7 protein-coding genes are annotated in these 13,028 nt (G+C 49.1%); 4 read left to right on the top strand and 3 right to left on the bottom strand.

Annotation, left to right across the window (positions count from 1 at the left end):
* The first annotated feature begins 124 nt into the window (after window positions 1–124).
* From ACOMHB_RS11920 to ACOMHB_RS11935, 4 genes are all read left to right on the top strand, one after another.
* Window positions 125–3,574 (top strand): PEP/pyruvate-binding domain-containing protein, encoded by a 3,450-nt coding sequence (locus ACOMHB_RS11920; protein ID WP_448216777.1) that lies wholly within the window; start codon window positions 125–127, stop codon window positions 3,572–3,574.
* 151 nt (window positions 3,575–3,725) lie between these two features.
* Window positions 3,726–6,974 carry a PEP/pyruvate-binding domain-containing protein gene (locus tag ACOMHB_RS11925; protein WP_448216778.1) on the top strand — a complete coding sequence of 1,083 codons (3,249 nt, stop codon included), beginning with the start codon at window positions 3,726–3,728 and terminating at the stop codon, window positions 6,972–6,974.
* 502 nt (window positions 6,975–7,476) lie between these two features.
* The gene (gene dinB / locus ACOMHB_RS11930) at window positions 7,477–8,586 is read left to right on the top strand and encodes a DNA polymerase IV (RefSeq protein ID WP_448216779.1); all 1,110 of its coding nucleotides are present in this window, start codon (window positions 7,477–7,479) and stop codon (window positions 8,584–8,586) included.
* A 38-nt stretch (window positions 8,587–8,624) separates the two neighbouring features.
* Entirely contained in the window at window positions 8,625–9,017 is a 393-nt protein-coding gene (locus ACOMHB_RS11935; RefSeq protein ID WP_317141854.1) for a DUF2721 domain-containing protein, read from the top strand.
* A 5-nt stretch (window positions 9,018–9,022) separates the two neighbouring features.
* Here the strand turns inward: ACOMHB_RS11935 and ACOMHB_RS11940 are convergent, their stop codons facing one another.
* The 3 genes from ACOMHB_RS11940 to thrC form a co-directional block, all read right to left on the bottom strand.
* Window positions 9,023–9,628, bottom strand: coding sequence for a paraquat-inducible protein A (locus ACOMHB_RS11940; protein ID WP_422133481.1), 606 nt, complete (start codon window positions 9,626–9,628; stop codon window positions 9,023–9,025).
* Window positions 9,629–9,725: 97 nt separating this feature from the next.
* A complete protein-coding gene (gene recJ / locus ACOMHB_RS11945; RefSeq protein ID WP_448216780.1) occupies window positions 9,726–11,444 on the bottom strand; it encodes a single-stranded-DNA-specific exonuclease RecJ in 1,719 nt (572 codons plus the stop codon).
* 124 nt (window positions 11,445–11,568) lie between these two features.
* Entirely contained in the window at window positions 11,569–12,978 is a 1,410-nt protein-coding gene (gene thrC / locus ACOMHB_RS11950) for a threonine synthase (RefSeq protein WP_448216781.1), read from the bottom strand.
* Window positions 12,979–13,028: the final 50 nt, after the last annotated feature.

The raw sequence follows: 13,028 nt of genomic DNA on the forward strand, positions 1-13,028 counted from the left end.
TTTTTTTCTAATGCGTGCTTTTGGCCGACGGTTGAACTTTATAAAAATATCAATGTCCAAGGACAGTAATTAATTGACTCATCAACTATTGGGTCACAGGTGAACATTATGAGAGGGATGTCTAATGAATCATGTTACTTTCAGAGCATCATGTCCTGAAAGCCTGACAACCAATCCTGATCAGAATACCGGAGCAGGTACTCGATCCAATGAGGCTGTTCATCCAGCCAGAAGGTATTTCGATAATCTTGATACCCGTGGTACGCCCGACTCAAGCTTGCTGGTCAGGCGCAACTGTCATTCAGCGGTTTCAGATCAGGCTGCTGAGCATTCTCCCTGTAAACGAGAACTACTCGGGGGCAAGGGGATGTTTTTGTGGCGCATGAAAGCAGCCGGTCTGTCTGTTCCGCCCTTCGAATGTGTTACTGTTCAAATCATCAATGCGCTGGCACAACACCCTCTCGATACCCATCTTTTAGACCACTATTTGCCCGGGTTTGTTGATGAACCGCTGACGGAGATCAGCCTGAAGAACATCCGGGAATACCTCAATACCTTACCGCCTTCAGAGCAAACCAAGAGGGATGACTGGCTGTCAGGTATGGCAGAATTTATTGCCAGTGATGACTTTTACGAACAGGTTAAAGATTCTGAAGCGGCCCGAAAAATCAGGGAGCTGCACCGTCGGGTGGACCGACTCTCTGCATCACAGCCCGTGATTGTCCGCAGTTCCGGCATCAACGAAGATAACTACGGCGATGCCCAGGCGGGCAAATACCTCTCTGTCGTTCAGGCAGAAGGCGATGTTTTAAGTACCTGTCTCAAGGTCATGGCCTCAGGTTATCGTCCTGAAGTCTGTCCCGAAGGCATACCGCAACCCATGGCGCTGATTATCCAACAGTGTATTGACTGTCGATATGGTGGCGTCGTCATGAGCTTTCAATCCTTTCAGGATGATACCGTCAGGGTTGAGTACACACCAGGTCAACCCAGAGGTGTGGTAGCAGGGCAGTCCGGTAACAGGCCCCACCGCATTGATATTTATCGCAAGGATCGTAAAGAAGAAGCTGACAGCTATCAATACTTTGTCGGCACGATCTCAAGTCATTTCGTCCTGCAAAAGAAGAATAACGGCTATTCGGAAGTAGCAATTGATAATGCTGGTGCTCAATCAGACGACGGCGGACAGAAACTCAGTGATGAAACGGTTTCAGAGCTCATGGAAGCGGTGACAACGCTGGAAGACCTGTTGCTCTGCCCCGTGGATTTGGAGTTTGCCATCGATCATCAGGGTCAACTTTTCCTGTTACAGGTGCGTCCTGTTACCCGACTTTCTGGTGGTATGGATTTTGCCATGCCTGTACCCGAAGAGACTCTGGCCATTGGCGAGGGTGTCAGCGAAGGCTTTTGCACCGGTCCCCTCTGGCTGGCCAAACAACAACAGGCCGACTCTATGCCACAGGGAGCCATTGTCGTGGCCCACCATGCTGAAGAGTGGATGCTGAAGCCTGAGTTTCTGGAGCGGGCGGGAGGTTTTTTCATGGCTGAAGGAGGATTCAATGATCATGCAGCGATCCTCATGAAAGAGAGAGGAAAAACGTTAATGCTGGCCGGTGAAAAGTTTGCAGCTATAGCCGCCGGGGAAGGCCAACAGGCGACGCTGGCCTGCGCCCGCTTTAAGGGTAAGCCGGGTGCCTTTATTGTTTCCGGTGACCTTACCGGAAAACTGGCCAGTTATAGAAGCCTGGCCTCTGCTTTTGCTGATGTGCAGTTACACAAAGCCGTCCCGTCGCGGGATGATTTGTCCCCCCCTGAAGGCACTTTCCTTAAGGTTGCCAGTGGTTTTCAGTGGCTCACGGATCAAAATGCCCGCCTGCTGTCATTTTTTGCCTCCGGCAGCGGTTTGGATTGTCTGGCAAACCCGATAAAACTGAGCATGTCGCCGCAACGACTCAAGATTATGGAAGAGATCAGAGACATCGTTAATCGGTTGGTTTACGGGGCTGAAAAACTGCTTGATGGCTACAGGGCATTCTTGTCGCTGGCGGGTAAAAGCGATTCACCTCAACTCAAATCACTGCAGGAAGAATTACCGCAACTGAGCAACCGGTTCGAAACACTGAAACGGATCATCGGATCAGGGTTAAAGCGTTTCATCCTGCCAATGCAGACTACTGAAAAAAGACAGCTATCCCCGATAATTTTTAGTCAATGGGTGACAGACTGCCATCAGTTGCAATCCTGTCTTAAGGCACTCATCCCCGGTGAGGCTGACCAGGTCCGGAGTGTCCATGAGCTTATTTTTGCCCTGCATCAGCGCTTCATAAAAGGGCTGGCACCGGTCACTTCGGCCTCGGGTCAGGGCAATCTGACAAGGAAAAGGGCAATCAACTACGTTGATTGCACGATCCCGGGTGAAAAAACACCGATATTGAGTCCGGTCCTCAGAGCACTTATGGAAGAGTTAAGGCTTATAGGGACTGTCATCATTATGAATGAAGCCTCGATTGTTAACCTGGAACTTGGAAGTCATGTGGGCCTTATCGAGCTGCTTGAGTGTGCAGAGGGGGGGAAAGGTCGAACCTTGCGGCTGACATTTTCTGATCAATTTGACAGGCCTGAGGACCGTGATAAATCCGGCAAGTTCAGACGCATGTGGTTTCTGGCGCAATTACTGAAAGAGATCAAACTGGATCAAAATGCTGACAGCATGAAGCTAAGTTGCAACGCAGTTGCGGGTGAGATTATTGTCGAATGCTCCCGAATGAAATTACCAAAAACCATGCAGAATGCCTTTCAAAAGCTGATCATTGTGTTACGTGCTATGTATAATATGGATATTCGGTTGAAGTGCTCACCCATTTTTGAAGGCGGTCAGTGGGACTTTAACTTGCTTGCACAACGTCTTGATCGTGGTGTTGCGACAGACGCAGATAGATTCGCTTTTCAACATTGCCTTTTCGTAATGTTTTATTGGCTCAGGGGTGGCCGCTACACTACTGCCGCTTTCTGCAGTTTATTAAGCAACCACCACCAACAGCTTACCCATCATGCCCGGCGGTTAGGCGCGCATCAGTGGTCATTGTTTTTTAATAGAGAACCCGAAGAGAGTCTGCAGGACATCTTTATGACTGAAGAGATGAGTGAGGACATCCGCAGGGAGCTGTTACATCATTTTTTATTATTCGAACCTAAAAGTGCTACCAGATTGGTTGAGCAAGTGTATGACCTGGGAAATCAATACTTTGTTATTAAGCCATCGTTCAGTCACGAATTGGAGTTTTATGCGGCACCAGGCCAACCGCTTGGGGATCACAAAGAAAAGGTCAGGAATGCCCTGCTCAAACATGGATTGGAATATGCCAGCCAACCAGTCTGGAATGATAAAGACTTTGTATTACCCGTCATTTCAAAATATCCCATGGAACTGAGATATTTGAATGAGGTGCTGAGGAATGATAGAGATATCGTTATGGCCGCTGTCGCAGAATCTCCCGGAGTTTTGTGTTATGCCGGTGAAGGGCTCCGAAGCGATAAAGACATTATTCAATTGGCAAATGGCAATTGCCGATAGTATTTCTCCCTTATTCTTTGCCAGCGAAACAAAGCAATCCCGAATTTCGTGAAAACTTCATGAACTTTATAAAAATATCAATGTCCAACGAAATTAATTAATGACTCATCAGCTATTGAGTCATAGGTGAACATTATGAGAGGGATGTCTAATGAATCATGTTACTTTCAGAGCATCATGTCCTGAAAGCCTGACAACCAATCCAATTCAGAATACCGGAGCTGGCACTCGATCCAATGAGGCTGGTCATCCAGCTAAAAGGTATTTCGATAATCTTGATATCAGTGGTACACCCGACCCAAGGTTGCTGGTCAAGCGCAACTGTCATTCAGCTGTTTCAGATCAGGCTGCTTACCATTCTTCCTGCAAACGGGAACTGCTCGGGGGCAAGGGGATGTTTTTGTGGCGCATGAAAGCAGCCGGTCTGTCTGTTCCGCCCTTCGAATGTGTGACTGCTCAAATCATGAATGCGCTGGAACAACACCCTCTTGATACCCATCGGTTAGACCACTATTTGCCCGGGTTTGTTGCTGAACCGCTGGCTAAGACCAGCCTGAAGAACCTCCGGGAATACCTCAATACCCTGCCGCCTTCAGAGCAAACCAAAAGGGATGACTGGCTGTCAGGTATGGCAACATTTATTGCCAGTGATGACTTTTACGAACGGGTTAAAGATTCTGAAGCGGCCCGAAAAATCAGGGAGCTATACCGTCAGGTGGACCGACTCTCTGCATCACAGCCCGTTATTGTTCGCAGTTCTGGCATCAATGAAGATAACTACGGCGATGCCCAGGCGGGCAAATACCTCTCTGTCATTCAGGCAGGAGGCGATGTTTTCAGAACCTGTCTCAAGGTCATGGCCTCAGGTTACCGTCCTGAAGTCTGTCCCGAAGGCATACCGCAACCCATGGCGCTGATCATCCAACAGTGTATTGACTGTCGATATGGTGGAGTCATCATGAGCTTTCAATCCTTTCAGAATGATACCGTCAGGATTGAGTACACAAAGGGTCAGCCCAGAGGCGTAGTGGCAGGTCAGTCCGGTAATACGCCCCACCGTATCGATATTTATCACAAGGAAGGCGCTGAACACTTTCAATACTTTCCCGGCAAGGTTTCAAGTCACTTCGCCCTGCACAAAAACAATAACGGCTATTTGGAAACAGAAATTTATGATGCGGACGACCAATCAGACGACAGTATTCATAAACTCAGTGATCATTTGGTGGTAAAACTCAGTCAGGCGGTGACGGAGTTGGAGAACCTGTTGCTTTGCCCCGTGGATGTGGAGTTTGCCATTGATCATCAGGGTAACCTGTTCCTGTTGCAGGTGCGCCCTGTTACCCGGCTTTCTGGCGGCATGGATTTTGCGATGCCGATACCCAAAAAGACCCTGACCGTTGGTCAGGGCGTCAGCGAAGGCCATTGCACCGGAACACTCTGGCAGGCTGAAGAACAAGCGGCGGACTCTATGCCAGAGGGTGCCATTGTTGTGGCCCAACACGCTGCAGACTGGATGCTTGAGCCAGAGTTCCTGAAGCGGGCAGGGGGGTTTGTCTTTGCCGAAGGAGGCTTCAACGATCATGTCGCGATCGTTATGAAACAGGAAGGAAAAACCTTGATGCTGGCCGGTGGGCAGTTTGCGGTCGTGGCCGCTCAGGTTTGCCAACAGGCGACGCTCGCCTTTGCCCGCTTCAAAGGAAAGCCTGGCGCCTTTATTGTTGCTGGTGACCTTAGCGGTAAACTTGCCAGTCACAGAAGTCTGTCCTCTGCATTTTCTGATGTGCCGCTCACCGGAGCCGTCCCGTCACGGAGTGATTTGTCCCCCCCTGAAGGCACATTCCTTAATATCGCCAGCGGTTTTCAGTGGCTCACGGATCAAAATGCCCGTTTGTTGGCATTTTTTGCCTCCGGTGGCGGACTGGATTGTCTGGCAAATCCCATAAAACTGAGCATGTCGCCGCAACGGGCAGAGTTGCTGGCAGAGATCAGAGTCAGGGTAAATCGGCTGGTTCAGGGGGCTGAAGCATTTCTGGATGGCTACCATGCATTCTTGCAGCTGGGGAGAAGCAGTGTCAGACCTTTGCAGGATGAAGCACGACAATTAATCAAACGGTTCATGACAGTCAAAGAGAGCGTCCTGTCAGGCCTGGAGGCTATTATGCTGCCCCTGAAAGCTGCTGAAAAAAGGCAGGGGTCCTTCCGTCAGTGGGTTACAGACTGTCAGCAACTACAATCCGTTCTGCAATCATTGAATCTTAAAGAGGCTGAGCAGTTCAGAAGTATTCATGAACTGATTTTTGCCTTGCATCAGCGTTTCGTAAACGCGCTGGCTCCGATTGCTCTGGATTCGGTTCAGGGCAGGGTATCGAGAGTAAAGAAAATCACCTATGTTGACTGCACGACCCCGAGTGACAAAGTATCGCTACTGAGGCCGTCCGACAGATCATCCATTGAAAATTCCGGGTCTACGGGGACTGTCTTCAGTATGGACAGTGCCACGATTGTTAACCTGAAGCTTGGCGTTCATCTGTGCCTTATCGAGCTACTGGAAAACGCAGAGGGGGGAAAAGGACGAACCTTGCGGCTTAAGTTTTCTGACCAATTTGATGGCAATGATGGTGTCGATGTCAGCGCCAAGTTAAAGCGTATGTGGTTTCTGGTGCAGTTGCTGAAAGCGATCGAACTGAATAAAAATGCTGGTGGTATGAAGGTAAGTTGCAATGCCATAGCGGGTGAAATTGTCGTCGAATGCCCGCGAATGAAATTGCATCAAACCATGCAGCATGCCTTTGAAAAACTGATGATTGCGTTAGATTCCATGTATAATCTGGATAGACATTTAGAGGACTTACGTATTTTTGAAGGAGATCAGTGGGACTTCAACTTGCTTGCACAACGCCTTAATCGCGATGTTGCAACAGCAGCTGACAGATTTGCCTTTCAACATTGCCTTTTCTCAATGTTTTACCGCGGTGGGTTCAGGATTTCCAGCGAATGCTGCCAGTTATTAAGCAACCGACTGCAACAGTTTGTTCGCTGGGCCCGGCAGTTAGGTTCGTGTGATTCGTTAGTATTTCAGAGGAAAAAAACAGTAGATAGTCTGAGGGAGATGTTCTTGAATGATGAGATCGCTGAGGACATTCGCTGGGAGTTCTTGCATCATTATGTATTGTTACATCCCGAATACGCTGTTCGAGTGGTTGAGTTGGTGTTTGGCTATAAAAACCACTACTTTGTGATCAATCCATCCTTCAGCTACAAACTGGAGTTTTATCTTCTACCGGTTCAGCCACTTTCAGTTAATAAAGAAAAGCTCAATAATGTCTTGCGAGAGCATGGGCCGAAATATGCCAGCCAACGGGCTAAAAATCATTACTCTGCTTATTTCTGGAGATAAGGTCTGATCTATTCTGAGAACCCTGATCAGTGAAAATATTGTCGTTTTTCCTGATTGCTGGATAGAACCGGGCTGAAGCAGACCGGAAATTTCCCTCGTTTTTTATCGATCATTTGAAAATACCTAAATATTCAGCGTTGCGACATCTCTCTTGGGGTGACATGGCATCTTTCTGCGTCATTAAGACTTTGCTGAACATTTTTGAGGTCATACCAATCGAACTTTCTAACTCCCTATTGCGCTGAAGATTTGAGCCTTAATCCTGCGTTGGCGATCGTCGCCATAGCTAAGGCTATGACTCCTCACGCCGCCTTGTCTTAAGGCTCAAATCTCCATGCTCATTGCGGGAGTTAGAAAATACGATTGGTATCAGACATGTCCAGAGTGAAGAGACCGATCAAAGTCGTATAAAAAGTCAGTAAGAAATCATTGTTTCCTACTTCTCCTGTCGTTAGTCTTTACAGGCAGATTCAATTTTTTCGCACTATTTTTCGATCACAGTATGCAGGAAACGAATCAATCCGTTCAGAGAAAAATTCTCCATGTTGATGCAGATGCCTTTTACTGCTCTGTAGAGGAGAGGGATGACCCCACGCTAAAAGGCAAGGCTTTTGCTGTGGGGGGTAAAGCTGAACGTCGGGGAGTGATTGCCACATGCAGTTATGCGGCGCGAAAGTCGGGCGTGCATTCTGCTATGGCGTCCTATCGTGCACTCAGGCTCTGTCCTGATCTGATTATTTTGCCAGCCCGGTTTGATGTCTATAAAGCCGCTTCACGGCAGATGCATGCCATTTTTCATCGTTACACTGAGATGATTGAGCCCTTGTCGCTGGATGAGGCCTATCTGGATGTTTCCCTCTCCAGTCACTGCCAGGGCAGTGGCACGCTGATGGCCCGGGAGATTATGCAGTCTGTCCTGGAAGAGGTGGGGATTTCTGTCTCTGTTGGTGTGGCTCCAAACAAATTTCTGGCCAAGGTGGCATCGGACTGGAACAAGCCAAAAGGTCTTTGTGTGATCACGCCCGACCAGGTTCAGGATTTTGTTTTTGAATTACCGGTTGAGAAGATACACGGTGTCGGCAAGGTCACTGCTCAAAAGCTACATAGCAAAGGGATTATGACCTGTGGCATGTTGCGACAATACTCTCCGGTTGAGTTGTGTCGTTGGTTTGGCAGTTTCGGCGAGCGCCTCTGGGAGCTTGCCAGAGGCGAGGACAATCGTGCACTGGAGCTGGATAGAAGACGGAAGTCGTTATCTGTTGAGCACACTTTTGATGCAGATTTGCAGGACGAACAGTCGATACTGACTCAGGTAAAACCCCTGGTTGAGGATCTGTCGCAACGTTTTCAGGCAATCAGGAATGAATATTCGGTCACCAAGCGGTTTGTAAAAGTGAAGTTCAACGATTTCACCCAGACAACACTTGAGGAAATGATAGAGTCCGATGATCTGGCACCCGAGGCACACTTCCAGGCATTGCTGATTCGAGCCTGGCAAAGGGGGAATAAACCTGTTCGTCTACTGGGTGTTGGCGTAAGGCTGCTGGATTTGAGAACCTCGGGGCAGATGCAGCAATTGGAGTTGTTTGAACGCAGGGGTAGAAGGATATAGTATGGTATCTCTCAATATTTAAACTCTGATAAGGTCCCATGGAGCTGAATCTGACAACTCCCGCCCTGTTGTTTCCGGCCATTTCTCTATTGTTCCTTGCCTATACCAACAAGTTTCTGGCGCTGGCTACATTGATCAGAAATCTTCACGGTGAGTTCAAGAAACATCCGGATAACCCTCACATCAAAGGGCAGATGGAAAACCTCAGGCGACGAATGATACTCATCAAACACATGCAGGGGGCTGGAATTGTCAGCTTTATCTGCTGTGTTCTGGTTATGTTTCTTCTTCACCTGGGTCAATATCAGGTGGGTTTTATCATTTTTGGTATAAGCCTGCTGGCTTTATTGATTTCCCTGATCATCTGTCTGGCCGAAATTAAAATTTCGATTGATGCGCTCGAACTTCAGGTAAGTGAGATGGAAGATTGAGCAGTTTATGGCTGCTCTTTCAATAACAGCTGCCCTGTCAATCCTGAAACCAGGCAGTAGGCGACAAAGAGATAGAATCCACAGTGCAGTTCTGCCTGAAAATTCAGCAGAGCGCTTTCCGACGCAGTGGCGTTGGCAGCCAGCATGGCAATGATGATCCCCATTGCGAACACGTCTGCCATAGACCATTTACCGAGCGCAGCGTTGACTTTAAGTGCAACTCTTCGTGATGGCGAGTGACAGGATGCCAGCAAGAGTAAGCTTTTGATAGCAGGTATCAGGACACTGAAGGTAAGAATCAGAATGGCGACAAATTTGTAGCCAAAATTCCAGAGGTCGCTGGCAGTGCCAAGAATGCTTCGGGTCTTGTCATAAACCCGGCTCTGGCCTTCCACCTTCAGATTAGAGAGAAACTGGTTGGCCATAGTCAGCAGTGCCGGGTGAATGGACTGTTGTTCCATAATTTTTTGACCTTCCTTGACCAGGGCCTGTCGGTTCATATCCGCTTGAAGTGTGATCATGGGTTGGGTGATTCCGGGAATCAATAAACCTAGTGAAATGATTAAAACAATCAGGGGGGCAGCAATACTGAAATTTCGGGGCTCAGTCATTTTTCTTGTGTCTTCTGGAAAGAGTTATCTTGTCACTAAAATAGTTGAGAAACCTGCAAAGAACAATGATATGCCAATGAGGGCAGTCCCCCTGCTATCAGGCTGATTCAAGGTGGTCAACAATCAACTGAAGGCTCTGTTGACCCCGAAACTCGTTAATGTCCAGTTTATAAACCGCTTTAACGGTTGTTATGTTCTGGTTTGGCCACTGCCCCGGGTCAATGTTGAAGGCAATGGCATCTACATAATATTCTGACGAAGGCAGCTTGAGCACCATTTTCAGATGTTTCTGGCCTACCAGCCGCTGCTGAATGATCTGAAACCGGCCATCGAATGAAGGTTCCGGGAAATTCTGTCCCCATGGCCCGCTATCGCGTAGCAGTTGAGCCGTATCCATTGTCAGCTCGGAGACACCCAGTTCGCCATCGGTATGGATCTCTGCTTCAAGCTGCTCAGCAGAGAGCTCCTGTTTTACAATCCGGTCAAAAGCAGCCGCGAACGTCTCGAAATCTTTTTTATAAATGCTCAGACCTGCTGCCATGGCATGACCGCCGAATTTGATGATGAGGCCGGGGTTTTCCCGGGCAACACTGTCCAGAGCGTCGCGCATGTGCAAACCTTTTATGGACCTTGCCGAACCTTTGATTTCGTCATTGTCGGCTTCTGCAAAGGCGATCACCGGGCGGTGTAATTTCTCTTTCACCCTTGAGGCCAGAATGCCTACCACACCCTGATGCCAGCCTTCGCGGAAAAGACTGAGCCCCCAGGGCAAGTCGGAATGCTGATCCAGTTTCAGGCTGGACAAGTGGCTCATGGCCTCTACTTGCATTCCTGCTTCAATCTCTTTTCTGTCCCGGTTAAGACCGTCCAGCTCAGCAGCCAGTTCCCGTGCTGTCTCGATACGCTCTGTCAGTAATAATTCGATACCGGTGGACATGTCATCCAGGCGTCCCGCTGCATTGAGGCGAGGTCCCAGGGCAAACCCCAGGTCGGAAGAGGTCAGGCGTGACTGTTGTCGGCCTGAGATCTCAATCAGTGCCTGAATCCCCGGACGACAATGGCCAGCACGAATTCTTGCCAGACCCTGATAGGCGAGAATGCGATTGTTGGCGTCCAGACTGACAACGTCAGCAATGGTACCCAAGGCAACGAGATCCAGTAATTGAAAAGGGTTGAACTCGGTTTTTCCTGCAAACCAGCCCCGCCTGCGCAACTCGGTTCTCAGTGCGCACATGACGTAAAAAATAATGCCCACCCCGGCGGTATTTTTACCGATGAAAGGGCAGTCAGGCTGATTGGGGTTGACGATAGCGTCGGCTTGAGGAATCTGTTCGCCGGCCAGATGGTGATCCGTGACGATGACCTTCCAGCCCAGAGATTTTGCAGCTGCTACGCCTTCTATGCTGGAGATGCCATTGTCGACGGTGACCAGAACGTCAGGCTGATATTGTCTGGCGACCTGAACAATCTCCGGTGTCAGACCATAACCATATTCAAATCGGTTAGGCACCAGGTAATCCACTATTGCACCCATTTCTCTCATGGCCAGGACACCCAGCGCACTGCTGGTGGCTCCGTCACAATCAAAGTCTCCGACGATTAAAATACGTTGCTGGCCATAAACAGCGTCAGTCAGAAGACTGGCTGCTTTTTCAATATCCTTGAGACTTTTATAGCTCTGAAGACCCTTTAGCTGACGATTGATTTCCGAAGGGTGGCTGATGCCCCGGGCACTGTATATTCGGGCGAGAAGCGGGTCTATGCCATCAGTTAAAGAGAGAGGGGTGCTGGTGCGTCTAATGATCTGAAGCGGCATGGAAGTTCTGGGCTGTCTGCAGTAAAAAGTATCGGTTTACTCTATCACAGAGAGCGTCAGAGCACAGGAGGGTTATTGGCTAAATGAGAGCAGGCAGCTCAGGATAAGCTGCCTGCGGTAAGCTTTATTGTGCCAGATGATTCTGAATAAAGCTTTTCACAGCGTTCAGGTCGTCAGGCAGAACCTCATAACGCTCTTCACGTTCCAGAAGGTCCTTCAGATGATGTGGCAGCTCCGGGGCGTCCAGTCCGGCTTTTTCAATGGCTTCGGGAAACTTCACAGGGTGAGCGGTTGCCAGAACGACATTGGGAATACGGCTGTCCGTTTCAACTTCTGTCAGTGCTCTGATAGCGGTAATAGTATGAGGGTCGGCCAGGTATTCAGTGCGATCAAACAGGTCTTTGATGGCATTGCAGGTATCCTGGTCGGCACTACGACTGCTGTCGAACAACTCGCGGATTTTCTGCCAGCGCTGTTCTGAAACCGAGAGCTTGCCGGTTTCTTCAAAGGCTGCCATCTGTGCGGCAAGGGCCTGGCCATCACGATCCTGAAGGTCGAACAGCAGGCGCTCAAAGTTGCTTGACACCATAATATCCATACTGGGCGACAGGGTGTGTTCGAGGCCTTGTTTGCTGTAATCGTTGCTCTGGAAAAAGCGGTGCAGAATATCGTTACGGTTAGTTGCAACAATCAGCTTATTGATTGGCAGTCCGATACCCCGGGCGATGTAACCTGCGAAGATGTCACCGAAGTTGCCGGTGGGTACCGAGAAGGAAACCTCTCTGTCCGGGCCACCCAACTCCAATGCTGCATGGAAGTAGTATACGACCTGAGCCATGATGCGGGCCCAGTTGATGGAGTTGACAGCCACCAGGCGGGTCTTTTTTCCTGGCGAGTCTGGCAGGAAGGACTGATCGGCAAAGCACCGTTTGACCATCGCCTGACAGTCATCAAAGTTACCCTGAACAGCGATATTGTTGACGTTGTTGTCCAAAATAGTAGTCATTTGTCGTCTCTGGACTTCAGAGACTCTCTGGTAGGGGTGAAGGATGAAAATATCCAGCGCTTTACTGTGCCGACAGCCTTCGATAGCTGCCGAACCTGTGTCACCGGAGGTGGCACCCAGAACGACAGCACGTTCACCTCTTTCGGTAAGAGTGTAATCCAGTAATCGGCCAAGCAGTTGCAGGGCAAAATCTTTAAAAGCCAGGGTAGGGCCGTGGAACAGCTCCATGACCCACTGGTGACTTTTTAGTTGAGTTAGCGGTGCAACTGCTTCATGAGCAAAGGTTGCGTAGCTGTCATCAATCATTTCCTTCAGTTTGGGGTCAGGAATTTCACCTGCCACAAAAGGTTTAATCACTTCAAAGGCCAGTTCGTTGTAAGGCAGGCCCCTCAGTGAGCGGATTTTATCTTGATCAAACTGGGGCAGTTCGGCAGGGATGTACAAGCCACCGTCTTCGGCCAGACCGGCCAGAAGTACTTCCTTAAAACTCTTTTCTCCACCCTGTCCCCGGGTACTGATGTATTTCACGGTCTATTCCATCTATTGTTTATGAGTTCATGGCTGCTTTCCCATGAAGG

Source organism: Endozoicomonas sp. 2B-B (assembly GCF_053470045.1).